Here is a 24,111-nt window from a genome sequence, read left to right as displayed (position 1 = left end):
CACCAATGGCGCGAGGTTTGCGATTCATGGTCCGACGGGACGAACGCTGCCTTCCGCGAACAAACGTGGGATCCCCTGGAACGGCTGACCGGGGATTGTCTGAGGCGCATCGACCGCCTAAGGACCATCTTAAATGAATGCCGCCGCCAGTGTGAGGGTCGGGACACCTGAACCCTTTGCCATCCTACCGATCGGAATCTCGCCGATGTCCAGCGCTTCTCCGTCTCCTCTGAATCATCAGCAGAAGATGAATCTCTTTGAATTGGAGCGGGCCGCCCTGCGGGAATTGCTCACGCTGCTGGCCCACCGGGCCGAACGCGAAACGGCCATGACTGCGGAACGGAATCAATCACTTTCCGCTTCGGAACGTGAGTTCGCGCGTAACACCAAAACCCAGACCGCCCAACGGGACCGCGAACTGGCCCAGATCGAGACGAACTTTCAGGCGGCCACCCAGGAAATCTCCCAACGTGGCAAGCAGGAACTCGACGAAGCGGAACACGAGTACAACAAGAAAAAGAAAGCGATCACTGAACAACACGACGACACGGAGCAAGGCGCGCGCGCCCAATTGCAGGACAGCCGGTGGACCGCCGACTCGATGTTTGAAGCCGCGGAAAAGCAGGCAAACGACGATCTGGATCTGAACAAGCGGAAGGCCGCCCACACGCTGGAACGGGTGGAAAAATCCTGGACGCAAGCCGAGCCGATTTTGGAGCGGATTCAGGAGGAGCGGGGTGAACTGGAGCAAAAGCCCCCGACCGGCGAGGTGATTGTCGATCCTTATCAACTCATCGAGCAAAATTTCCAACAGACGACGGCGATCCTGAAAAATCTGGAGCAATCCAAAACACTGAAGTATTCCGGGGCGGCCGGATTTTTCATCATTCTGGTTCCCTTTGCGTTAATCGGGGCGATTCCGTCCGTGTTTGTCGACCCCAAATGGCTCGCCATTCTTGGCGGCTCAGTGGTAGCGGCCGGTTTTGCCTTCGTGACGCACTGGCTCTTGCGAAAAGCGGCGTTCAACCATGTCCGCCTGCAACTTCTCACATTCGCGGCCCTGCTTGCCCAGAATGTGCAGGCCCGTTCCACGCTGCTTCGGCGGGCCGAGCAGGAACACGAACACCGGATGGGCAATGCCCGCGTGCTTCGGGAATCGGCCCGCACCCATGCGATGGCCGAATATGAAACAACCATCGCCGCCGTGAACGAGGAACGCCGCACGGAACTCGGCAACGTGGTTGACAGGTATTCCCGCACCCGCGAAAAAATCCGTCAATGGCGGGAGGATGCGACAGACAAGGCCGAGGCCCATTTCGGCGGCGATAAAACCGAATGCGAGCAAAAACACAGCGCCATCCTTGGTGAAATCGAGCGGATTCACAAGGACAAAAAGAAGACCGCAACAGCGTTGTTCGCCGCTCACGAACAAGAACTTTCCCTGCAATGGCGGGACGGACAGGAGCGGATCGGTCGGGCGATCACCAAACTGCGGGCCAACGGCTTGGAACACTTCCCCGACTGGAACAGCCCGTTCTGGTATAGCCCCCCGGCGGCCATCCGGGTTCCCACGGGGATTCGCTTTGGCGACTTCGACATCGACCTGACCCAACTCCCCGGCGGAGTCCCGGAAGACGAAGACGAGATGCCCACCCTGCCGGTGCGTCTAAAACTTCCGGCGTTCCTGCCGTTTCCGGATCGTTGCTCGCTGCTGCTGAAAGCCAAAGATCAGGGCCGCGTTCGCGGGGTGCAATCAATTCAGGCGATCATGCTCCGCCTGCTGACCGCCATCCCGCCAGGCAAACTTCGCTTCACGATCGTCGATCCCGTGGGGCTTGGCGAAAACTTCGCCGCCTTCATGCACTTGGCCGATTACGACGAACAATTGGTCGGCTCGCGAATCTGGACCGAAACAGCCCAGATCGAAAAACGCCTCGCCGATCTGACGGCCCACATGGAAACAGTCATCCAAAAATACCTGCGAAACCAATATCGATCCATCGAGGAATACAACGCCCAAGCGGGTGAGGTTGCCGAACCTTTCCGGGTGCTGGTGGTCGCCAACTTCCCGGCGAATTTCTCCCTCGAAGCCTGCCGCCGTCTGGTGAGCATTGTGAACAGCGGCCCCTCGTGCGGGGTGTACACGCTGGTGACCCACGACCCAAAGCATCCGGTTCCGCAGGGATTCAACCTCGCGGATCTCGAACAGGCTTCCATCAATCTGGTGTGGAAGGACAAAAGTTTCACTTGGAAAGACCCGGATTTCGCGCCGTTCCCCCTGCAACTGGAAACACCTCCCTCGCTTGATGAGATCACCCGTCTCGTTCGACTGGTCGGCGAGCGAAGCAAAAACGCCAACCGGGTGGAGGTGAACTTTGATTTCGTCGGGCCGAAACCCATCGAAGTATGGGCTTCCGATTCGCGTTACGGCATCTCCGTGGCCATCGGCCGGGCCGGGGCGACGAAGCGGCAATACATGGAACTCGGCCGGGGAACGGCCCAGCATGCCCTCATCGCCGGGAAAACCGGGTCCGGGAAATCCACGCTGCTCCATGCTCTCATCACCAACCTGGCTTTGAACTATTCGCCAAGCGAAGTCGAACTGTATCTGATCGACTTCAAGAAAGGGGTCGAGTTTAAAGCCTACGCCAGCAATCGTCTTCCCCATGCCAAGGCCGTCGCCATCGAGAGCGAGCGGGAATTCGGCATGAGCGTGCTTCAACGTCTGGATAACGTCCTCAAAGAGCGTGGGGAAACCTTCCGTCTCGCCGGGGTGAACTCGGTCGGCGAATACCGGGACTGGCAGGACGGTCAGCGAAAGAACCACGGGACGGAAACCGCCCCGATGCCTCGCATCATGTTGATCGTGGACGAGTTTCAAGAATTCTTCGTGGAAGACGACCGTCTCGCCCAAGAATCCGCTTTGCTCCTCGACCGGTTGGTCCGCCAAGGCCGGGCGTTCGGGTTGCATGTCGTGCTTGGTTCGCAAACGCTCGGCGGCGCTTATTCGCTGGCTCGCAGCACCATCGACCAGATGGCTGTGCGGATCGCGCTGCAATGTTCCGAGGCCGACGCTCAATTGATTCTGAACAAAGACAACACCGGCGCCCGGTTGCTCACCCGGCCCGGCGAGGCAATTTACAACGACGCCAACGGCCTCGTTGAAGGGAATGACCTATTCCAGGTGGTCTGGCTGGCCGACGAGAAGCGAGAAAAGATTTTGTCGGAAATCCGCATCAAGGCCGACAATCTGGGCCAGGAAGCCAAGACGCCGCTGGTGTTCGAGGGGAACTCTTCGGCCGACATCCTCAAGAATGTTCGGCTGAGGGAATTGCTGGATGCTCCGGTTTATCCCGCGGCGATCCGGTCCACATCGTTCTGGCTTGGTGACGCCATCGCCATCAAAGATCCAACGGCGGCGAGCTTCCGGCCGATGAACGGGAACAACCTGCTGATGATCGGGCAGGATGAAACTCTTGCAGTACAACTCATGTCGATGGGGATGCTGAGTCTCGGCTTGCAACACGCCCCGAATGCCGTGAAGTTTTTCATGTTCGACGGAACACCCGACGACGCCGTCACGGCCGGGACGATGGGCCGGATCGTCAATGCCCTGCCCCACGATATTCAAATGCTTGACCGCAACGCCCTGGCGCCGGCGTTGACGGCCCTGGGCAATGAAGTGACCGCCCGGCAAAAGGGAGAAAGCGCGGACCGAACCCCCTGTTTCTTGTTCATCAACGGTATCCAGTGGTTCCGGGAACTGCGCAAAGAAGATGATTACGGATTCGGAAGACGCGGGGCGGAGCGGACGTTGAGCGCCGCTGAAAACCTGTTGACCATTCTGCGCGACGGGCCTCTGTATCAGGTGTTCACCATCGTCTGGGCCGACACCCCGGCGAACCTCGGTCGAAGCATTGACCGGGGCGGACAACGCGAGTTCGGCCAGCGGGTGTTGTTCCAGATGAGCGCCAACGATTCCAGCACGCTGATCGACACCCCGGCGGCCTCCCGGCTGGGCAAAAACCGGGCTTTGTACACCACCGAGGAAATGCCCTATCCGGAAAAATTCCGGCCGTATGGTTTGCCGACGCGGGAATGGTTGCAGACGGTTCGGCAGATCCTCGGACGACGGGTATTGCCTAATCCAAACGCATCATCTTCCACGCCACAGTGAGACTTGCGAGACCGAACAACACCAGCACCCCGCAAGCCCGGCTGATGATGAGAATGTTCGGTTCCGGGTTGATGAGGAGTTGCTGGTAGGCATCCAACGCCCAAGCGTGCGGCGTGACATGACTGACCATCCGCATCGTTTCCGGCATCAATTCACGGGGCATCATCGAGCCGCCGATCCCCGCCAAAACGAGAACCGTCAATGTGCCATAGACGGCCACTTGCGTTTCCGTTTTGGCGATGCTGGCAATTAACAGAGAAAGGCCCGTTGCGGCGATGGCTGTGGATGCGATCACCGCCAGCATCCAAACGGGCTTCTCGCCCCAACTCATGCCGAAGATCAGCCACCCGGCCGACATCAGAAACAAGCCTTGAAAGAGCGATATCCCGAGAGACGGGATGCTCTTTCCCGCAAGCAAATCAAACCGGGTGATCGGGGCCGCCCTCAATCGCACCAAGGTTCCCTGTCGTCGTTCGGCGACAAATTGCCAGCCGACGGTCAGCACCAAAAAGAAGGCAAATGTCACCGCATAGCCGGGAACAAGCACTTGAAAGCGGATGTCCCCTCGTTTTGGCAACGCCCCTTCTCGTTGATATTCCGAGACGTTTTCCGTTTGCGTTTGCTTCTGCTGACTCTTGGTAAGCCCCGCCCATGTCTTCGCCCGAAAGTTATAGTTGCTGAAAATCTCCTGAATCTCGTCTTGCACCTTTGGGCCAATTTCTTTGCGAATCGTGGGGGTCATCATTTCCCCCAAGGAAATGTCCTTGCCCATGTTGGCGAGGAATTCATCATCCTGAAACACCTTCTTGAGCATCGCCTGGAACTTCGGCGTCATCGGCTTGAAGGTCATGGCCGCAAGAGATCCAAGTTCCTTTTCCAAGAGTTTTTGAAACTTCGGATCGGCGAACATCTTGGCGAGCATCTTGTTCATCACCGGGTCAAGTTCCTTCAAGGCCGGCGTCGGCACCGGCTTCACTTGCTGGAAGCGAGCCGAGAGAAGTTCCATGAATTCATCGTCCCCCACCCGCTCGAACGCCTTGCCGATCATCCAAGGGATGACCACGCGGAAGAGCGTCACTTGGGCCACCTGTTCAATGATCGAGGCGGCCGCCTGTTGCGTGGGATCCTTAAGAATTCGCAGACCCACTTCCTCCGGGTTGATGCCATCCCGATAAAGCGGGTTCAACGGCTCGGGAGCCGCCTTGGTGAGAAAGGAACAGCGATCCATTTTCTCGCTGAAGTCTTCGCTAAAAACGAGGATCGCCGAGCGATCGCTGTTGCGGATCAACTCTTCGGCCTCCGCAAGCGAGGGAATGACTTCAATGCGGATGTCAGCCGTCCCGGCCAGATCGTCGAGAACCACCTGGCTCCACGGGCGGCCGGGAAAATCCCGGTGAACAGAGGTTTTTCCCGTGTCGAGGTTGACCACCGAAATGCGAAGCCGGTCATCGGGTTTCTGGCCGAATCCGCGTCCGACGGCAAGGCTGAGGACCGCAACAAAGACGATCGGCATCGCCAGCAGGATCACCGCCGAACGGTAATCCCGTTGCAGTTGGCGAAGATCCTTCCGGGCCAGTGTCCAAATGGGCATGGGAATCCCGTCAGAGGTGTGAGTTCAGGAAGATTGGGACTCGCCGGGAGTTTCCGGCACGAGAACCGCCCGAAGTTTGCGAAGCGACCGGAGGTAGCGCATCGACGCGGCGGCTTCCGTCAGGCCAAGCATCGCCGCCACGTCTTGATTGGAAAGTTGTTCGTGATGCCGCATTAGGATGATATCGCGGTCATCCTCGTTCAAATCACTTAGCGCCAGGTTCAAACGCCGTTGCAATTCGGTGTGGATGGCCGCCGAGGCCGGAGTGTGTTCGCCGTCGATCAACTGGGCCGCCAGTTGAATGGAAGATTCATCCGACCATGCGGGCTTTTGAATGGCTTGCTCGCGGTCGATGCTCCGGCGTTGAGCCTGCCGATGCCGACGATGGGTGTCGATAATCCGGTCTTGGGCCAGGTGCCGTAGCCAAAGGTGAAACGGCATCATCGGCGATTTCAGATATTCCGTCAAGCGTTGGTTGGCTTCCAGCAACACATCTTGAACGATGTCGCTGGCATCCACGCGGCGGGCCAACACCGGATCGAGCCGCAGGCCGACGATTTGGCGAAGCGGTTCGCGGAACTCCCCAAGGAGTTGGTCAACGGCCTGCGGGCTGCCCGCGCGGGCGTCGTTCAGGAGCTTTTGGGTTTGGTCATTGGTCGGCCACATGAAAACAGTATAGCCAAGTCAGGGGGAGACGGAACCGAAACGGGCGGCAAGCAGCCGATGAACGTGATTTTCGGTGATGCGTGCCATTTGCTCGGGATTGTCTTCGCCTCGTTCAGAGGCAGACTGGCATCGAATTCGCCGCGCCATTCGGCGAGTCGTTCGGCCATGCGATCATTCCTGATTTGGCTCGGGATCAGTCGGAGGATTTGCCTCGATTGGCGCTCTTCGGAGCAGCCGAGAAAGGCCGTAACCGCCGAGGATGGCGCCCAACACCATGCCCCCGCCAAAGCCGAGCATGATGGCATCCCGGCGATCCAATTCAAACAACCCCCGAGGTTCGTCTGCCTCATGGGGGGGCATGGGTGTGACAACGGGCAGAAGGGGCGTGGGAGCGGGCGCCACATCAACCAGTTCCACATCGTAATCATCCCCCGAGATTGACAACGACGTGGGAACCAATCCGGCGGGGACGGCTGCCGGAACGGCTTTCTTGGGGTTTTCCGACCGCTTGCCCGTTTCAAGACGGCCGACTGCAATCCCGGCGGCGGGAGCCGACGTTTTGGCAACAGGCACGGGCAACGGCGAAGGAGCGGACGAAACCGCATTGGACGGCAAAGCGGCCGCTTCCGTCGAGCCGCTTTCTTGGAGCCACTTCAGATACTCGGGCAACGGTTTGGGAGCCGGAATGTTGGCCGGGATGTTCCGAATCAACAATTGCAAGGCTTGCGCGGCCTTCTCCGGCGTCGAATACCGTTGCGCCGGGTCTTTGGCGAGCATCCAGTTCATCACATTTTGCAAACCGTCCGGCACCGGAGAAATCAGATCGGCAAGCGGGCGAGGGGGTTCCGTCGCATGGCGCATCACTTGGTTCAGAATGCTCTTGTCCGGGAACGGCGGTTGTCCGGTGAGCATGTGGAACAGCACACACCCGACAGAATAAATGTCCGACCGGATGTCGGCCGCACTGGCCTTCCGGGCTTGTTCCGGGGCCAGATATTCCGGGCTGCCCAGCAAAACGCCGTCGGAAGTGAGTTGTGTCGGATCTTCCTTGATGCTTTCATCAAAGACCGACTTGCCGACGCCGATGTCCAGAATTTTCACAGGCCGGTCAAGCGTGTCCGGGTCTTTGCGTCCGGTTCCCGAATCCAGCAACATGATATTTGTCGGGTTGATGTCCCGGTGGATCATGCCCTTTTCGTAAAGATTTTGAAGCCCAAGCAACACCTGATGGGCGATCCGCATGGCCTCCATCGGCGGCAGGCGTTTGCGTTCTCCGAGGATATCCTCCAAAGTATCCCCGTCGAGGTATTCCATCGCCAGATAATGCTTGTTGCCGGATGTGCCGAGTTGAAAAGCCCGCACGATGTTGGGGTGATCGAGCTTGGTGATGAGCCTCGCTTCCCGGCGAAAACGGGCAAGCGCGTCCGGATCTTTGGCCTTGGACCCCGGCAACACTTTGATGGCCACGGTCTGGCCCGATTGATGCACGGCCTTGTACACCCCGGCCATGCTTCCCTTGGCGATCAATTCGAGGATCTTGTATTGATCGAGGAAAAAGCCATCCGAGTGGCCTCGCGTCAGCAAAGCAAGCTGATATTCTGTCAGATATTTGTTTGAATAAAGTAATTTACGAAACGTATCAAGATCCTCCGGATCTTTCCCGGAGGATTGTTGATGCCGCACGACGTTTTTCACTTCGTCCGGCGTCATCAGTTTGCTTCGCACCAACAGGGTGCAGAACTCTTTCAGCGTCGTCGGTGCGGCCATCGGTTTTCGCTCACGTTGAATTGTCCTCCATCTTACGGTTGGAAAAAGCGAAGAACCAGCATTCCGGCTCGAAGATCGTCAAACCTGTTTTTTCACGAGCCAAGGGGCTATCGATAAGACATGACCCCCGCAAACCGACCCGCCCGTTTGGCAACCACCGCCCTGCTACTGATCGCCCACGGCAGCCGCCGGGCCGAGGCGAATGCCGATCTGGAGTTTTTGGCTAGTCGCATCCGGGAACGAGGGGAATACCTTCATGTGCAGCCAGCTTACTTGGAACTCTGCCCGCCGGATATCATCGACGGGGGTGGCATTTGCGTGGAAGCCGGGGCTACCCGCGTGATCCTGTTGCCCTATTTTCTCTCAGCCGGTATTCATGTGGTCGAGGATTTGACCGCCGCCCGTGACGAGTTGATGAAGCGACATCCCGGACGAGAGTTCACCGTCGCGGAACCGCTGGGGCGTCATCCTTTGTTGACTGACATCATGCTGGAACGGGCCGCAAAAGCCATCTGATGGTTTAATTTAAGTGAGTCCTCGAATCGGTTCACCATGATAAACATGATGCGGCCGATTTTGGGTGTCCTGCCACATGAAGCTCTTGGGAACCCCGAGTGATTCGTAGATGGTGGCCGCCAAGTTTTCCGGTGTTTGCGGATCACTCGTCGGGAAGGCGCCGGTTTTGTCCGTGGAACCGATCACCCGGCCTCCTTTCACACCGCCACCGGCGATGAACACGCTCTGGGCCGCCCCCCAATGGTCCCGGCCGGGCAATTTGTATGCTGTCGCCAAGCCAAACACCCGCGGGGTCCGGCCAAACTCACCCGCCATCACCACCAAGGTGTCATCCAGCAATCCTCGCTCTTGCAAATCATCCAAGAGAGCGGAAACACACTTGTCCGTTGGTGGAAAGAGTTTGTCTTTGAGGTGAGGGAAGGCGTTGCCGTGGGTGTCCCACGTCTCGTTGTTGCCAAGATTCACCTGGACCAGATTAACGCCGGCCTCCACCAATCTCGCCGCCATCAACAAGGACCAACCGAAGGCATTGTTCCCATATCGCTCGACATCTTTGGCCGGTTGCTGGCGAATATCGAACGCCTTGCGGACCTTCGCATCGGTCAACAAGGAAACGGCCGCTTGTCGATATCCATCCATCGGGGATTTGCCGGATTCCCGATCCAGTTTGGCCCGTTGACCGTCGACGATTTTCAACAGGTCGAGCCGCTGATCCAAGCGGATGCCGTCAATTCCCTGTGGCAGCGACAAATCCGGGATGTGGAAGCCTTGCCGTTGGGCCTTGTAGGCGCGCTCCTGATGATCGAATTCATAAGCCGGAAACGCCCCGTAAGCCTTGGGTTCAAAGGCCGAGGCTTCGAGGAACCAAGGATCTCGCTGACGGCCCATCATCCCGGCGAATTGGCCGGGAATCACCCGCCCCGTGTTGTGGACAATGCGATCCGGCAACACCACAGCGGGCGGCAGGTTGTTCCGGCGATTGGTCACCGCCCCGGTGACGGCCGCAATGGAAGGCCAGTCCGTTTCTTTGGGTTTGCTCGCATCAAAACCGGGCGGCAACTCGTTTCGGCCGGTGAGCATGAAAAGATGGGCGTCCGAGTGGTTGTTGGTGCGGTGGGTGAGCGAACGAATCAACGACCAGCGGTTGCTTCGTTTCGCCAGTTCGGGAAGATGCTCGCAAATTCGCACGCCGGGCGTTTGAGTGGCGATGGGTTTGAATTCCCCGCGAATGGAATCGGGGGCATCCGGCTTGAGATCAAAGCTGTCGTGCTGACCCAAGCCGCCGGAGAGAAAAATGTAAATCACCGCCCGGTGAGACTTGGGCTTGGCTGTTTCAGCCCGCAAACCCGCCAGATCGGACAAACCCAGACCAAGCAGGGACACACCACCGGCCTGCAACATGGTGCGCCGGGAAAACACGGGATGTTGAAGTCCGGCGGTCATGGTGTTTTTCCCTTTGTTCAGAAATTTCACGTCTTCGGACGAATGAACAAACAACAACAAAACCCGCCAATGGGAGAGTTGGGCGGGGCTTTCGGTCTCAACCAATCAGTTCGCTGATGGCTTTCCCGTCGGGAAGCACGCTCATCGGCCGGCCGGTGTGGTCGGGGAAGGTTCGTTCAATGTCGATGCCCATGTGTTGGTACATGGTGGCCCACAGATCGTTCGGCGAGAGGGGGCGGTCCTTGGGATGCGCTCCCTTGGAATCGGTGGACCCGACAATCTGGCCGACCCTCATGCCGCCACCGGCGACGAGGAGGGACATCGATTGGGGCCAGTGATCCCGACCCGGCCGGTTCTTGGCATGCTCGATTTTCGGAGTCCGGCCGAACTCCCCGGTGACAATCAACATCACCCGGCGATCCAGACCACGAGAATATAGGTCTTCAATCAGGGCAGTAACCGCCCGATCATAAAACTGTAGACGATACTTGGTATCCGTGAAAATGTGGCAGTTGACCGCGTGTGAATCCCAATTGTAAGTCACGTCTTCGGGGAACGACGACTGGCCGACGGGCGAAGGATTTTCCAGAACCATCGTGACAAACGAGCATCCGGCCTCAACAAGCCGACGGGCCAGTAAACAACGCTGCCCATAGCGGTGCATCCCGTAGCGTTCCCGGACATTCAAAGGTTCCCGGCCGAGATCAAATGCCTCTTTCGCCTTCGTGCTGGTGACCAGATCAACCGCCTTGCGTGAGAAAGTGTCCATCGCGGACATGGCCCCGGTGGCGTCGATTTCCCGTCGGGCGGTGTCCAACTTTTTCAGTAGCGATTGGCGGTCATGAAGTTTGTCAACCAGTTCGGCCGGGATGCTGAGATTTTGCACGCCGAACTTCGGGTCAGCCGGGTCGCCAGCCACGGTGAAGGGTGTCGTCGCCTGGCCCAAATAGGCCGCCCCAAAACTGAAGACATCCGTTCCCTGACGGCCATTGTCTGTTCCGGCGATGTAGTTCGGCAGACCGTTGTGAATTTCGTCCCGGCATTTGGCGACAATTGAACCAACCATCGGATGATCGTTCACAAAACCGACGGGCTGAAACGGATCACGGCCGGTAAGAAATCGCTTGTGCCCGCCACCGTGATCGCTGAAGGTGTGATGCACGGAGCGGATGATCGCATATTTGTCCGCACATTTCGCGTGCATCGGGAGATATTCGCTAACATCAATCCCCGGCACATTGGTGCGGATGGGATTGAACTCCCCGCGATATTCGGCCGGGGCATCCGGTTTGAGATCGTACATCTCCATGTGCGGCGCGCCACCCGGCAGCCAGAGGAGAATCACGGCGGGCATTTCGCTGACCGAGGGGCGGCTTGCCTCTGCCTGTAACCGGTTGAGGCTGGCCATGCCCAACGAGCCAATGCCAAAGGTTCCCGCGCCGAGAAAATGGCGCCGCGTCATCGGGCCGGGACAAACAAACGATTTCATTGAAGGTGACTCCCACGACGAGCAATGTCGTCGCGAAGTTCCGGCGGGTGGGTCTTGATAAAACTATCGCACAACCTTGCCTGATCGGCAAGCGTTATTCGTCCGAAAACCACATCGCCTTGCGGGCAACCGGGCATTCGGCGTATTCTGTGCATCGGCATTTTGGAGGCTAATCATGAAGGCGACGGACCGCCTGACGACCGAAGAACGGTTTCACGACGAACAGGCCGAGGAACGAGCCAGACGTTTCGCGGATCTGGCCTTGTTGCGTTTCGCGGATGAATGGTATCTGAACCATGAGCCGTGGATTCGACCGGCGGTCGGAATGCTCGGATCGCTGGCCGGGAAAATGCTTCTCGATTACGGCTGCGGCCACGGGATGGCCTCCGTGATGTTCGCCCGCCGGGGAGCATCGGTCACCGGCTTTGATCTCTCGGGAAAGTATGTCGAGGAAGCAAAACGGCGGGCGACCGCCAACGAAGTGGTGGCACACTTTCAAGTTGCCGATGCCGAGCGATTGCCGTTCGCCGACGCATCATTTGATCTCGTCTGGGGGAACGCCATCCTCCATCATTTGGACATGGACCAAGCCTGCAAAGAACTCAAGCGAATCTTGAGGCCAAACGGCGTCGCTGTGTTCTGTGAACCGTGGGGCGGCAATCCGTTGTTGGAGTTTGCCCGCCGACATCTCCCCTACTCCGGCAAGCACCGAACGCCGGACGAACGACCGCTTCGGCCCGCCGATCTGCCCGCGTTGCGTGTTCACTTCCCTAATTTGGAATGCCGGGGCCACCAATTCCTCGGCGTGTTGCAACGGATTTGGAAACGCGAATCCCCGGCGGGGAGTTGGACGGATCGCTTGGATTCCCAATTAATGTCGCGGTTTCCTGTGCTGGAAAAATGGAGCCGTTATGTGGTGTTGAGATTGAAAAACGAGTAGACTTGGAAAGATACGACATTCTGCGAATTGTCTGACCAAGCTGCATGGCCGACGACTCCCAAAGCACCTCCGCATCGACGACCGGGAAACCGCCTCCGCTCGTCCGTTCCGTCTGGCCGGATCGGGCGGTTCTGCTTTTGCTTGGTCTTTTGCTGCTTCTCCTGGGCGGGCGATGGTATCGCGATCATCACGGCGCCCGGCCCACGGAAATTTCCCACTCTCCAAAACATCTCGTTGATTTGAACCGGGCCACCATCGGCGATCTGGAACAATTGCCGGGAATCGGGCCGCAAACAGCCGAGCGGGTGGTGCGTTTCCGCGAACATAACGGCCCATATCGTTCGATTGACGATTTGAAGAAAGTGGGCGGCATTGGCGAGCGAACGCTCGAAAAAATTTCTCCATGGGTGACCGTCTCCCCGACAATCACGGACAAACCGCTTACCCCGGAACCGGATCGACTGGTCCGCGCCTCGCCGACCCGGATGACATCGAAGCCGAATCTTCCGACCGGCCGAATCAACATCAACACGGCATCGTTGGAAGAATTGGACAAACTACCCGGAATCGGCCGGGTATTGGCCCAACGAATGATCGATGCCCGCGCGGCAAAGCCATTTGCCAGCGTGGAAGACCTTCGCCGGGTCGGTGGCATCGGCGTCAAGAAACTGGAAGCGATCCGTGATCTGGTGACCGTCGCCGATTAACGGGCCTTCTCCCGTGCGGCGATCTCTTCCGCAAAAATGCCCCGGACTTTTTTCCGGCTGATCCGGTCAATCAAATCGGGAGCAAAGCGGTTGACGAACAGCAACACCTTGCCTTTGAACGTCAGATTGACGATCTTCTTTCCCCCGGCGATGGCGTTCAGCGTCGCATTGGCCACTTGTTCGGAGGTCATTCCCCGCATGTGGTCGAGTTGCATTTTGCCTTTTTTTTCCAGCATGTTTTGGGAAAAATTCGTCTGCGTCAGGCCGGGGTTGATCGTGATGACATCAATGTCAAACCGGGCAAATTCAGCCCGGATGGCCTGGCTCCAGCCTTCAACGGCAAACTTGCTGGCCGAATAAAGCGATCGCCCGGCGATGGCCCGTTTGCCGAGGATGGAGGACACGTTCACGAGGGCCGGAAGTTTGCCTTCCTTTAGCAAAGGAAGAAAGGCCCGCGTGGTTTCCACCGTTCCGAAGAAATTTGTTTCAATGATGCGGCGAAGAACTTCCGGCTCCGAATCCGCAAAATGCCCGGTGGCCCCGATCCCGGCGTTGTTGATGAGGATGTCCAGCCCGCCGAACTTTTCACGGGCGGCGGCCACCATCGCGTTGCGCCCTTCCTCGCTGGCCACATCAGCTTGAACCACTTCGAGCGTCTGGCCTTGTTTCCGCACCGTCTCGGCCAATTGGTTCAGAAGTTCAATCGAACGGGCGGCGGCCAGCACCTTCATTCCCCGCTTCGCGGCCAGTTCCGCGAGCGCCCGGCCGATGCCTTGGGAGGCCCCGGTCACCAGCACTCGCATTCCGGTCAAGTCGCGTCGGCGTCCCATCAACTGTCTCCGCTCGATGATTCCGTGATTCGTCACTTGTATTCGTCGAACGGCCGGCCGGGAGAAATGATCGCATCCGGGCGAAAGGAAAAAATGCCAAGCCAGCGGGCCGGAAACGACGGAAGACTTCCCCGAACCCGGAGAAGTCTTCCGATCATCACAGTAGTCGGGTCAGGTCACTTGGCCGCGACTTTTTCATCCTTTGGTGCAAGCGGGTTGATCTTGATCGCCAGCGGTTCGATCCAGTTCTTGTGATCGGCCGTGTAGTAAAGATATCCCCGGCTGGCCGGTCCCCGGTATTCACCCGGCATGTCGCAGACGAGATCAACGGTCAGGTCGATCTTCTGATTCGGGGCCATGTTCCGCCAGTACAGAATCAGTTCCCGGCCCCGCAACTCGAAGTAGCTGATCGTTTTCTTTTCGCGAAGGTCGGTCAGTTGCTTCATGTCAGTCGGAACCTTCATCCCGGCGGGAAGACCGATGATCGCCACCGTCATTCCCTGCCCTTGGTTCTTCAGATTCTCGAAGCTCACATTCAACGGGACGCTGTCACCTTCATTGGCGACATCCTTGGCCAGTTTCGTCGTCAATCGCACTTCGCACTTCTCACCGCTCACCGGCGTGAGAGAAGTGTAAGTGTAACCCAGCGTGAAGGGATACGGTTGCTTCGCGCTGGTTTCGATCAACACTTCGGTCTTCTCGCCAGCCTTGAACAGCGTTTCCGGGGTTTCGAGGTCCAGAGAGATCGTTTCCACATCTTTCTCGGTGAACTTCTTCGTGCCAACGCGACGCCCGCCGATGGACAAGGTCACTTCTCCGGCCTCGGGCGGATGAGCGTTGGCCTTGGCTTGGGTAATCAGGGCCTTGAGAGCCATGATCGTGGATTGGGTGGAGCCGAACCCGCCGTAGCCGCCGCGTTGCTGGCTGATCCACTTGGTGGTTTGCTTGATCGTCGGGGCAAAGGAAAGCTCCTTGACCCGGACCCAGCCCAGCATGCCCATCGCTGTGGTTTCAATATCCAAATCCCGGCCATGCGAGAAAGTGATGCTCGTCTCGGCCCCTTGAACGAAGCCTTCCTTCGTCACTCGTTGTTGGAGTTCGGTCATCAGCTTAACGGCTGTTTCGCGGTCATCCCGCAGCAACAAGATGTTGGCCACCAAGGCGACGAAGTACGAATCCCTCTCTTCCTTGGAGTCCTTCTTGAGAGCCTGCGCCTTGAGGGCGGCGATTTCTTTCTTGAGATCCAGCCCTTCCTTGTTGTCTGGGTCGCTTTCAACCAATGCCCATGTGATGTAGGCATCCGTCGTGTGCTTCGGGGCGCCTCCGAACGAGTCCAATGCCTGGGCGTTTCGCTTGAAGCCCCCCTGCCCGTCCCGGCGGCTCAAGAGGAAATCTTGAGTCCGCTTAATCATGACCGGGTCCACCGGGAAAACCTTGGCCATGTCCTTGAACTGGAGCAGGCCATAGGCGGTCAGCGCTTCGTGAGCCATGTCGGTCGAGCCGAACCACTCGAAACCCTGACGCATTTTGGCTGGCGTGTCCGGACACTCGTAGGACTTGAGAATCGCATATCCTCTGTCCAGCAGATCCTTGGCCCGTTTGCTGACTTCGGGGTTCGTCTGGTTCGCGTTCTGCATGTATTCCAGAATCAGCGTGTTCGGATAGTTGCTGGTGGAGGTTTGCTCGAAGCATCCGCCGGGTTCCCGAAGCAATCCATCCAGCCCTTTCACCAAGTCGGACATCGTGGTCGGATAGACATCCAGTTTCACTTTCAAGGTGTTCTTCACCATGTCTTTGGGAAGGCTCACATAGCCGGTGGCCTTTGTTTCCAGCATGTCGCTGGTGGCCCCGACGCCGGGGAAACCTTCGGGAACGACTTTCATCACCCGGCCAACCATGTCCGGTTCGGCGGTGGGTTCGCTGTTTCCGTTCACAATCAGGACCGCTTCCCCTGCGGTCGTCGGGCGAACTCGGAACACCTTGCGGCCCTTCTCGTTGGCCGAGAGGAGGATGGTGTCTTTCACCAATCCCTCGGCCGTGGTCAGCGAGCCTCCTTCGACTTTCAGTCCCGTGGGATGGAGCGTAAAGCTCACCGACCGGTTAGTGTCGCTGTCATTGACCACGCGAACCGGCACGTCGATCACGTCGCTTGATGTGACTTCCAACGGAAGTTTCGGATCAACCGTGAACGGTTTGCGGGCTTCGATTGTCTTGGTGACCGCCCCAATCCGGCCATCCACGGTGTGCCCGGCGACCATCACTTGATAGGTGGCGATGGCGTCTGACAATTGGAAGTTCACGTTCGTCTTGGCATTGTCCGGCAGGACGATCACCGGGTGCCAGTAAACCGTTTCCGCAAAGTCGCTGCGAACATCGGCGCTCAGTTCCGGATCGCGAGCATGGGCATATTCCCGATAAACAAACGGCAGGGCTTGGATTGGCGCCAGTTGGTCCATGTCCCCTTTCAACATCATGTCAGCGCGTCCCCCGCCGAATCCACCACCGGGGAAACCTCCTCCGGGAAACCCGCCGGGCATGCCAGGGCCGCCTCCGGGGAACCTGCGACCACCGCCGAATCCGCCGGGACCGCCGGGCATGCCGCCAAACTGCTCGTCCACCGCCGGTCCGCCCATTGGACGAAACCCTCTTCCGGGAGCCATCGCCGCACGGGCATCTTTCATCATTTTTCCGGCGCCGTTGGCCATCACCCTCTTGGCCTGCTCTTCCTTCAATTCCCGATTCAGATTGTTGGCCATTTTCAATTGCCGGTCAGCGGCTAGTCGCGGCACCGCGCCTTTGGCATCATTGAAAGCTCCGGGTTTGCCGTCTTGCTTCTCAAACTTCCTCGCTTCATCCATCAATTTCGCCTTGTCGGCCCGCATGGCCGGGGCCATGCGCGGAGCCATCATTCCGGGTGGGGTCGGAGCGGGAGCGGGAATTGCTCCTCCCCCGCCAATGCCGCCGGCTCCGTCGAACTGTGCGGCCGCCTTCGGAGCAGCTTCTTCTTTGGCGTTTTCGAGTCCGACTGCATCATCCCGCATGTCAGGCATTTGGGCCTTGCCGGGCGCGATATCCCTTGAGGCCACCTTGGTGCCGTTCGCGTTTTTCATGCGAGCCATGCTGTAATCCCGGCCCGATTGATAATCCCCGCTTGTGACGTAGATTCCCGCCATCAGCACGACGGCAATTGCAAGGCTTGCGACGGCTGTCGCATGGAACATCGCCCGACGACCAGCTTGTTGCCGGATGGAGAGAATCACCGCTCCAATGGCCAGACACATGACGGCGATCAGAAACACTGGCATGGCCATCGAGCGGACTTGACCGAACCTTGTTTCAAACTCAAAAAGCTCGGCCGAGGCCCGCGAACGTTCGTCTTCTCGAAGGGTTCGGGTTGTTTCGGCCGATTGAACTTTTGCCGCCAAGGCGGGTGCTTCGTTGCCAAAGAATTCCGCCTGCTTTTCATCAGCCTCGTTGGCTCGCAGGGCGACTTCTTCCAGTTTGGGCTGGAATTCGGAATTCACCCGCCGTTCTTCCATGTGATAAAGATCAACCGGAGCTTGGGTGCGTTGACCGTTCGAGACAAGCATCCGCTCCACTTCGGATCGGTCTTCCGGTTTGGCCGCCGGAATGTTCTGCTCGGCGAATCGCCGCCAGCCCTGGGTGCCCAACAGAAGATCGAGGGCCACGGCCGCCTTCGGATGTTCGGTCAGCAGGAAGTCCGCGTGTTCCAATTCACCGGGGTTCTTCACATCACCGGCGATCAGGAATTGCGTCGGCATCAGGCGATCTGTCTTGTTGTCCGCCATCGTGATTACGCTTTGATTCACCACGGCCACCATCAGGACCGCCGGGGCGGCGACTTCCTTCTCGTTGACAGACGAGAGTTCCAAGCTGACCTTGCCCGCTGGTGAATAGCGTGTTTTGTCCGGATTCACTCCAATGTGAAGCTGTTCGGCCGGTTTGCGATAAACCAAACGCTCGGCTCGGGGAATCAGATTCGCCCGGCCCTCGCCCGCCTTGGCCGGTTCTTCAAACACGGTGATCCGGGTCACGCCGCCAAGTTTTTCATCTCCCTGAAGTTGCACATCCGCCGGCTTTCCGGCCACCACTTCGATTCGTTTGTGTTCGATGAGCCGGCCACGGGCATACGCCCCGACTTGGAGAGTTTTTGTCCCCTGGCCAACTTGCAGTTTGAGCCGGATTGGGTCGCCCCGTTCCGTCACCGCATCGGCAGCCGTGAGGATCACCCCGTCGGCCTTGGCGGCCGGAAGCGGGAATCCTTCTTTCGCGGGCGGCTCGATCGTGCCGGGTGTTTCGACTTTCAGGAAATATTTTTTCCCGGCCAGCGGAGTGAAAACAAACACACCCTGCCCGCGGTTCACACCGGGATGTTCCGCATCCGTGAGGGTGGCCACATCGGCGACCTTGTCCTTGCCATCGGTGATCTGTCCCTTGAGGTCCGCCGGTTTGCCTTGCGGCGTGCGGACTTGCACATAAACCCGCGAAGAAACTCCCTCAACCAAGTCCCCGCCTTCGGGGAAGAACTCGACGTTGAGATTTTTGCCGATCACCGGGATCGGACGAACAATGGTTTCCGGTTGGCCGCCGTCGATGACGGTGACGGCAAGGGAGGCATTGCCGTTGCCCACATTCCCCGGCAGTTTGAAGCGGATGTTTAACACACCCTTGGAATTGAAGCGAACATTGCCCTCATTGTAAAACGGAACCCCCTCGACACTGGCGACGATGTTCGCCCGGCCGTCAACCAAGGCTCCGCCCGCCGTGCGGGAGGCTTCCAGCCGGGCTTGCACCCAATCGTTGGCCCCGTAGGATTTGCCGTCGAACTCCAGTTTCTTTTCAAACACATCGGTCACATAGGAGTTCACAATAAACTTGCGGGTGGCGAGAAGTGATTCCGCGCGAGTTTGCTCGTTAATTTCCCATACTTCGAGGGCATATTCTCCCCCAGCAGTTTCGTCGGGGATTTCATAGTCGCCGATGCCGATGCCGCGCACCGGCTTGCGATCCGGCCCGAGAAGGGGTTTCAAACCGTCCATCACCCGACCGTTGCCGTTGTCCAGTTCGACAACCGCCGACGCGGGATCTCGAAGCCGAAACTTCAAAAAAGTGTCATGGTCCGGCGGCAGGAAGGTCGCCCGGTCCAGTGTGAGCGAGCGGAAATGGACAACCTCGCCCTTTTTGTAAAGGGGCTTGTCCGTCGCCAAATGCGTGACGAAAACCGACCGGGCCAACGGCACCTTCTCGGCCAAAACGCTCTTATGATTGTCTTCGTTGTAGGCGACCACCTCCAAGAACAATTCGGAGCCGGGCTTCACTCCTTCCCAGAAACTCGTGGGGAGTTTCAGCGTTGACGGGGCCTGTGGTTTGTCATGTGTTTCCCGAAGCAATTCGCGGTTGTTCTGGTCTCGCATCACCACTTCCAGCTTCTTGGGAAGGGTGTAGCCGCCTTGTTTGTTGAGTGTCTGGATTCGCCACTCGTTCGGGGCACCCGGCTGAATGCGGGCCGGACCCGAGAGTTGCACCATGAAGTCCTTTTGCTCGATGGACTTCCGGGCCGAGAAAATCGCGTCTTGGTAGTTCTTAACCAGTTCGGCCTGCGCCGTCTCGGCCTCCTTGGCGGCCTTCTCGACAGCTTCGGTGCGAGACTTGGATTCCTGGCGTGCCTCGGCCAGAAGCCGGTCTGCCTCCCCAACCTTCTGCTGCGCTTGCAGGACTTCTTGCTTCTGGAAGTACCATCCGGTGAACTGGGTGGCCGCCGGGACGCCCAGACAGGCCACCACCAGCACACTGGCCGCCAAGGCCCAGCGTTGCCAAACACCCGCCATCGTTGGTCTTGGAGTTGCAGTTGTTGCGGGGACAGCGTGCCGGATTGGCGGAACCGCGGGGCTGGCGGGGACTTGGAACGTCACCTGCGGGTGGGCGTCTTTGGCCGCGCCGGCGAGCCGGGCCTGCCATTTTTCGCTTTCGCGGGCGAGTTCGGCCCCCTCCGGGGTGGCCAGATAGGCTTCGAGTTCGAGACGGTCCTTGTCGTCGAGCAAACCATACACGTGTTCAAGCATCAAGGCTTGAAATCGTTCGCGATCGGGCATGGGAACACTCATGGAATGATCCGCCAATTGGAGATCGATGTTGGATTCAGGTAAGAGAGTCTGCGAAGACGGGAGGTCTTCAGGCAAGGACTTTACGTAGTTTCTGGAGAGCAGAGCGCATCTGGGTTTTCACGGTTCCCACGGGAGAATGGCGTATTTCCGCGATCTGCTCGTAGGTGAAGCCGCCGTTCTGGCGCAACAAAAAGACTTCCTTCTCTTCGGTTCTCAATTCGGTGATGGCTTGGCGAAGACGGCTCAGGTCTTCCTGTTCTTCAATGGCCGAACTCACTGTTGTCTCGCGTCCCATGAGCATGTTTTCGTCCCCGGCAAAGGGTCTGGCCCGACGGTTCCAGGCGGACCGCTGCATGTCCTTGGCCGTGTTCAAACCGACGCGGAAAATCCACGCCCGGATATTGAGCACGTCCGGCAACGATTCGCGGGACCGCCAGCATTTTAAGAAGGCATCCTGGGCGGCATCCTGAGCGGCATCCCGATCCCCGAGCACGTAAACCAACGTGCTGAGCAACTCATCCCGCATGTCGTTGAAGGCATGTGTGAGGATGTCGCCCCATTCGCCGGGAGCCGGGCGGACGGGTTCGGGCGTCACCGGGGGTCGATCCAAGGTCTGGCCCGTGCCGGGATTGCTCATGGTTCCGTTACCCTTTTGACGGGAGCCGATGGCGGCGGGATTGATTCATCGTTAAATTTCTGGGGAATATTCGTCCGATGGCTCGAAACTTCCTGATCTTCAATGACGGTGATAAGCCAGACAAATCACCGGTGACTGGTTCTTTTCAATCCGCCGCCAGTTCACGAAGGCGACCACGTCGAGCAATTGTTCCCACAAAACAGGCCGTTTCAGGGAGAAGGCTTCCGCGTAGTTCAACACCAGAGTGACGTGTTCGCCGGAGGAGACATTCACGGCGGACATCTTCGCCGAGGGGTCGTCCAAGTGAGTGAGCGAATCGGCAAGGGCATCCAAGTTTCGACCGTAGGTGTCGGGGAACCCGAAGGTTTCCTGCAACACGTCGTGAAAACTGGCGGCATCAATGATCCGGCGGGTGTCGATTTTGAGGATGAGCATCGGAGATTCTCCGTGAGATGGACCGATCAGGTCAGCGGATCTTTTTGAAGGTGGAATAATGGTCGTCCGTGAAATACGCGCTGCCATCCGACCCGGTGACCAACCGTTCCGGTCCGCGATTGACGCCGGGGCGCAATGGATTAACATCCCATTCCCGGTACTTGATTTTGCGGCCCTTGTCGTCGGCGGGGAGGCGTTTTTCAAAGTTGCCGAATGTCCGGCCCCCTTCGTAACCATCCGGGGCATCGCCATGCTGATCGACATGGGCGAGCATTTTCATCGCCTTGTCCGGCACACCCTTCGGCGCCACCGGACCTTTTGCCACCGGAACAGCGGGGCTTTTCGTGGCGGGGACAAACATCTCCGCAAGGAAGGTTTTGATCGAATCGTTGGCCCGTTGGTCGGCGTCGGCATCGTAGGCCCGGCCGGTCTTGAGGTCACGCCCAGCCTTGGGGTTGGTGAATTCTCCGGCTACTCCACCCAACCGAAGCATTTGCCAGTCGACGCCCCCGGCCCGCATTTCTTCCTCGAAGGCGGCAAGCTTGCCCCCCGGAACCAGCGGGTCTTCGGAACCGACGATTACCAGCACGGAACAGCCAATTTTCTTGGCATCATTCCCGATGGCTGACAGATCGCAATGGATGCAAACGATGCCTTCCAACTCGCCGCCAGAACGGGCCAGTTCCAGAAGAGCCAGCCCGCCGACACCGTATCCGACACCGGCCAATTTCTTGGAATCAATCTGGGGGATTTTCGCACAGAGTTCGACGGCCGCCGCCATCCGGGCACGCACCAAAGCCCGGTCTTTGCCGCCGAGGCCGAGCTTTGTCGCCGCGTCTTTGCCGTCTTTAGGCAGCACGCCTTTGCCATACAGATCGACGCTGAGAACCGCGTAACCTATCCGGGCGATTTGAGCGGCCTTGACACGGGCATCCGCATGGGCCGCCCCCAACTCGGATACGAGCAACACTCCCGGACGCTTGGCGGCCGAGGCGTTGTCGTGAATAAGGACGGCTTCCAGTGCGACCGGGCCGTGTTTATATTCGATGTTTTTGGCGACGATTTCCGCCGACGCAACGGAGGTGACGAACAGCAGACTGAGAACCGAAATGATCAAATGACGCATCCGCAAACTCCGCAAAGGGGAGAGTCTGCGGGGAATTCTAGTTACCGAATCAAGAACGGATTAGTCTTTGCTGGCGGGAATCTTTGACATCGGTTTGTAATCAACCATCGTTTCGAGCTTGGCGAGCCGTTCCCGCAATTCGAGGACTTGCTTGCACAAGTCCTTGCGATCATCCTCCAGCGATTTGTTTTGAGCCTCGCGGGCGGCGAGTTTTTGTTCCAACCCATAGATCATCGACTGGGTCTGGCTGAGGGTTTTGTGTTGCTCTTCCGCCGACTTCAACCGTTGCTCGAAGACCGAAACCCGTTCGATCATTGACTTCTGCTCGGAGCGGTTTTCCGTCAACCCGCCCATCTGATCTTTCATTCCGGTCAACATGCCTCGGAGTTCTTGCACTTCCTGTAACTTGTTCCAAAAACTTTGCGTGCGGCTGTTGAATTCTTCCTTCTTGACCAGTTCCGAACGGGCTTCGTTGGCCCGAGAAACTTCGTTTCGCAATTCAGTGATCGTCGCATTCAGATTGTTGTAAACCGTCACCAACGCCAGGGCGACAATGCTGAAGATGGTCCCGCCAAAGACACGCCAGAAGAGAGAGATGCGTTCGTCCCCCGAGGAAGGTTCGGCTTGACGGCGGCGACTTTTGGGGAGATTTTCTTGATGATGGCCCGCATTCCCGAGCGTCAACACTTCCGTGTCCGTTTGGGAGCGTTCGTCAAGATAGGAAACCTCATCGGAAGTGCGTCGGCTTGTCATGGTGGCCTCCCTGCCCTGTCTCGCCAATCCCTGGCTGTCGGCTTGAATTTCCTAATCCGCCGGAAAAAGTTTGTCGGCTTTTTCCGGCGGGTTGATGAAATAGATACGTTAAAAACCCGCCTGTCTTGCGCGCGTTTTCATGAACCCGCCAGTGGCACCCCCAGATTGGCGTGTAGATCCACAAGCTGTTTCTCCAACCGGTTTACCGTCTCCCGCAATTGGGCAATCTGGGCAATCGCTTCGTCCAACCGGGGATCGGGTTTGACAATCTCGGCAACCGGGGCGGTCACGGTTCTCGGCGTTGGCGGCGGGGTTTCCGGCTCCGGGGCAAGGCCGCTGACCGGGTGCCGCTGACGGATGGCATGAAGTTCGTTGGGCGTGTGGAAACCGTGGGTCAGAATTGCCCCGCGCCGGGCCTCGGGGGTAATCCAGACAACCATTCCACGTTCAACCAAATTTCTTAAGAACTCCGGCAGTTCTTCGCTATCAACGGTCTCCATCCGCGAGGCCCGCGTCCGGGCCTCGGCGGCGGTTTGCGGTCCCCGAAGGAGCAACTCAGCCATCAAGGCTACTTCAGGCTTGGTGAGTTTCCACGCATCGTACAGGTTGTGCCGCCAGCGGTCGGTGCGGCCACCGGTTTGCCGGAACACCAACCCCTTGCGCGCGAGTTGCGTGAGGGCCTCATCAACCTCCGGTTCTTCGTAGTTCACCAGCGGGTCGCGGTTTGATTTTTGATTGCTGCCGACGACGACGGCATTGAGAGTCAGCGGTTCGGAAGTCGCGGCCGTCATGGCCTTCTCAACCAACACACCCAAGATGCGACGTTCCATCGGAGAGAACGGTTCCGGCATACGATTAACCTTAAGAAACGAAAAAACCCCTGTGTCTTCGGTGATTGTGGGAATCACT

Annotated in this window: 16 protein-coding genes; 4 read left to right on the top strand and 12 right to left on the bottom strand. The window is 58.3% G+C overall.

Annotated elements, in window-relative coordinates:
- The first annotated feature begins 205 nt into the window (after positions 1–205).
- A complete protein-coding gene (locus BGIM_RS49020) occupies positions 206–4,177 on the top strand; it encodes an FtsK/SpoIIIE domain-containing protein (RefSeq protein WP_020469005.1) in 3,972 nt (1,323 codons plus the stop codon).
- Here BGIM_RS49020 and BGIM_RS0106570 read toward each other — a convergent pair.
- From BGIM_RS0106570 to BGIM_RS57050, 3 genes are all read right to left on the bottom strand, one after another.
- Positions 4,143–5,768: an ABC transporter permease gene (locus tag BGIM_RS0106570; protein WP_020469004.1), complete on the bottom strand. Its 1,626-nt coding sequence runs from the start codon at positions 5,766–5,768 to the stop codon at positions 4,143–4,145. The two genes, BGIM_RS49020 and BGIM_RS0106570, sit on opposite strands and share 35 nt — an antisense overlap.
- Positions 5,769–5,792: 24 nt before the next feature.
- Positions 5,793–6,434 (bottom strand): sigma-70 family RNA polymerase sigma factor, encoded by a 642-nt coding sequence (locus BGIM_RS0106565; protein ID WP_020469003.1) that lies wholly within the window; start codon positions 6,432–6,434, stop codon positions 5,793–5,795.
- A 171-nt stretch (positions 6,435–6,605) separates the two neighbouring features.
- Complete coding sequence (locus BGIM_RS57050) at positions 6,606–8,201, bottom strand: serine/threonine protein kinase (RefSeq protein ID WP_020469002.1); 1,596 nt, start codon at positions 8,199–8,201, stop codon at positions 6,606–6,608.
- A 120-nt stretch (positions 8,202–8,321) separates the two neighbouring features.
- Between BGIM_RS57050 and BGIM_RS0106555 the strand changes: the two genes are divergently transcribed.
- Positions 8,322–8,717: a sirohydrochlorin chelatase gene (locus BGIM_RS0106555; protein ID WP_020469001.1), complete on the top strand. Its 396-nt coding sequence runs from the start codon at positions 8,322–8,324 to the stop codon at positions 8,715–8,717.
- A 9-nt stretch (positions 8,718–8,726) separates the two neighbouring features.
- Here the strand turns inward: BGIM_RS0106555 and BGIM_RS0106550 are convergent, their stop codons facing one another.
- Both BGIM_RS0106550 and BGIM_RS0106545 read right to left on the bottom strand, forming a co-directional pair.
- Positions 8,727–10,160: a DUF1501 domain-containing protein gene (locus tag BGIM_RS0106550; protein WP_029629791.1), complete on the bottom strand. Its 1,434-nt coding sequence runs from the start codon at positions 10,158–10,160 to the stop codon at positions 8,727–8,729.
- Positions 10,161–10,257: 97 nt separating this feature from the next.
- On the bottom strand, positions 10,258–11,649 hold the full coding sequence (locus tag BGIM_RS0106545; RefSeq protein ID WP_020468999.1) for a DUF1501 domain-containing protein: 1,392 nt from the start codon (positions 11,647–11,649) through the stop codon (positions 10,258–10,260).
- A 175-nt stretch (positions 11,650–11,824) separates the two neighbouring features.
- Between BGIM_RS0106545 and BGIM_RS0106535 the strand changes: the two genes are divergently transcribed.
- Both BGIM_RS0106535 and BGIM_RS49010 read left to right on the top strand, forming a co-directional pair.
- Positions 11,825–12,589 carry a class I SAM-dependent methyltransferase gene (locus tag BGIM_RS0106535; protein WP_020468998.1) on the top strand — a complete coding sequence of 255 codons (765 nt, stop codon included), beginning with the start codon at positions 11,825–11,827 and terminating at the stop codon, positions 12,587–12,589.
- Positions 12,590–12,633: 44 nt separating this feature from the next.
- Positions 12,634–13,296 carry a ComEA family DNA-binding protein gene (locus BGIM_RS49010; protein ID WP_020468997.1) on the top strand — a complete coding sequence of 221 codons (663 nt, stop codon included), beginning with the start codon at positions 12,634–12,636 and terminating at the stop codon, positions 13,294–13,296.
- Here the strand turns inward: BGIM_RS49010 and BGIM_RS0106525 are convergent.
- The 7 genes from BGIM_RS0106525 to BGIM_RS0106490 all read right to left on the bottom strand — a co-directional run bounded on the left by BGIM_RS0106525 (position 13,293) and on the right by BGIM_RS0106490 (position 24,032).
- Positions 13,293–14,126, bottom strand: coding sequence for an SDR family NAD(P)-dependent oxidoreductase (locus BGIM_RS0106525; protein ID WP_020468996.1), 834 nt, complete (start codon positions 14,124–14,126; stop codon positions 13,293–13,295). The genes BGIM_RS49010 and BGIM_RS0106525 overlap by 4 nt on opposite strands.
- Positions 14,127–14,302: 176 nt before the next feature.
- Positions 14,303–20,239 (bottom strand): alpha-2-macroglobulin family protein, encoded by a 5,937-nt coding sequence (locus BGIM_RS66420; RefSeq protein WP_020468994.1) that lies wholly within the window; start codon positions 20,237–20,239, stop codon positions 14,303–14,305.
- Between the two features lie 79 nt (positions 20,240–20,318).
- Positions 20,319–20,888, bottom strand: coding sequence for an RNA polymerase sigma factor (locus tag BGIM_RS0106510; protein WP_020468993.1), 570 nt, complete (start codon positions 20,886–20,888; stop codon positions 20,319–20,321).
- A 99-nt stretch (positions 20,889–20,987) separates the two neighbouring features.
- A complete protein-coding gene (locus BGIM_RS0106505) occupies positions 20,988–21,323 on the bottom strand; it encodes a barstar family protein (protein WP_020468992.1) in 336 nt (111 codons plus the stop codon).
- Between the two features lie 31 nt (positions 21,324–21,354).
- Positions 21,355–22,449, bottom strand: coding sequence for a dienelactone hydrolase family protein (locus BGIM_RS49005; RefSeq protein WP_020468991.1), 1,095 nt, complete (start codon positions 22,447–22,449; stop codon positions 21,355–21,357).
- A gap of 60 nt (positions 22,450–22,509) precedes the next feature.
- Positions 22,510–23,202 carry an AAA family ATPase gene (locus BGIM_RS0106495; protein ID WP_020468990.1) on the bottom strand — a complete coding sequence of 231 codons (693 nt, stop codon included), beginning with the start codon at positions 23,200–23,202 and terminating at the stop codon, positions 22,510–22,512.
- A 137-nt stretch (positions 23,203–23,339) separates the two neighbouring features.
- On the bottom strand, positions 23,340–24,032 hold the full coding sequence (locus tag BGIM_RS0106490; RefSeq protein WP_157368640.1) for a DUF480 domain-containing protein: 693 nt from the start codon (positions 24,030–24,032) through the stop codon (positions 23,340–23,342).
- Positions 24,033–24,111: the final 79 nt, after the last annotated feature.

It is taken from the genome of Zavarzinella formosa DSM 19928 (assembly GCF_000255705.1).
Taxonomy (GTDB): domain Bacteria; phylum Planctomycetota; class Planctomycetia; order Gemmatales; family Gemmataceae; genus Zavarzinella; species Zavarzinella formosa.
The sequence above is the reverse complement of the archived record's forward strand: the minus strand, read 5'-3'. Positions and strand labels throughout refer to the sequence as shown.

What these genes read in the sequence shown, in the direction of transcription:
- BGIM_RS49020 (WP_020469005.1), top strand. Translation starts at nt 206, where the DNA reads ATGTCCAGCGCTTCTCCGTCTCCTCTGAATCATCAGCAGAAGATGAAT.
- BGIM_RS0106570 (WP_020469004.1), bottom strand. Translation starts at nt 5,768, where the DNA reads ATGCCCATTTGGACACTGGCCCGGAAGGATCTTCGCCAACTGCAACGG.
- BGIM_RS0106565 (WP_020469003.1), bottom strand. Translation starts at nt 6,434, where the DNA reads ATGTGGCCGACCAATGACCAAACCCAAAAGCTCCTGAACGACGCCCGC.
- BGIM_RS57050 (WP_020469002.1), bottom strand. Translation starts at nt 8,201, where the DNA reads ATGGCCGCACCGACGACGCTGAAAGAGTTCTGCACCCTGTTGGTGCGA.
- BGIM_RS0106555 (WP_020469001.1), top strand. Translation starts at nt 8,322, where the DNA reads ATGACCCCCGCAAACCGACCCGCCCGTTTGGCAACCACCGCCCTGCTA.
- BGIM_RS0106550 (WP_029629791.1), bottom strand. Translation starts at nt 10,160, where the DNA reads ATGACCGCCGGACTTCAACATCCCGTGTTTTCCCGGCGCACCATGTTG.
- BGIM_RS0106545 (WP_020468999.1), bottom strand. Translation starts at nt 11,649, where the DNA reads ATGAAATCGTTTGTTTGTCCCGGCCCGATGACGCGGCGCCATTTTCTC.
- BGIM_RS0106535 (WP_020468998.1), top strand. Translation starts at nt 11,825, where the DNA reads ATGAAGGCGACGGACCGCCTGACGACCGAAGAACGGTTTCACGACGAA.
- BGIM_RS49010 (WP_020468997.1), top strand. Translation starts at nt 12,634, where the DNA reads ATGGCCGACGACTCCCAAAGCACCTCCGCATCGACGACCGGGAAACCG.
- BGIM_RS0106525 (WP_020468996.1), bottom strand. Translation starts at nt 14,126, where the DNA reads ATGGGACGCCGACGCGACTTGACCGGAATGCGAGTGCTGGTGACCGGG.
- BGIM_RS66420 (WP_020468994.1), bottom strand. Translation starts at nt 20,239, where the DNA reads ATGCCCGATCGCGAACGATTTCAAGCCTTGATGCTTGAACACGTGTAT.
- BGIM_RS0106510 (WP_020468993.1), bottom strand. Translation starts at nt 20,888, where the DNA reads ATGAGCAATCCCGGCACGGGCCAGACCTTGGATCGACCCCCGGTGACG.
- BGIM_RS0106505 (WP_020468992.1), bottom strand. Translation starts at nt 21,323, where the DNA reads ATGCTCATCCTCAAAATCGACACCCGCCGGATCATTGATGCCGCCAGT.
- BGIM_RS49005 (WP_020468991.1), bottom strand. Translation starts at nt 22,449, where the DNA reads ATGCGTCATTTGATCATTTCGGTTCTCAGTCTGCTGTTCGTCACCTCC.
- BGIM_RS0106495 (WP_020468990.1), bottom strand. Translation starts at nt 23,202, where the DNA reads ATGACAAGCCGACGCACTTCCGATGAGGTTTCCTATCTTGACGAACGC.
- BGIM_RS0106490 (WP_157368640.1), bottom strand. Translation starts at nt 24,032, where the DNA reads ATGGAACGTCGCATCTTGGGTGTGTTGGTTGAGAAGGCCATGACGGCC.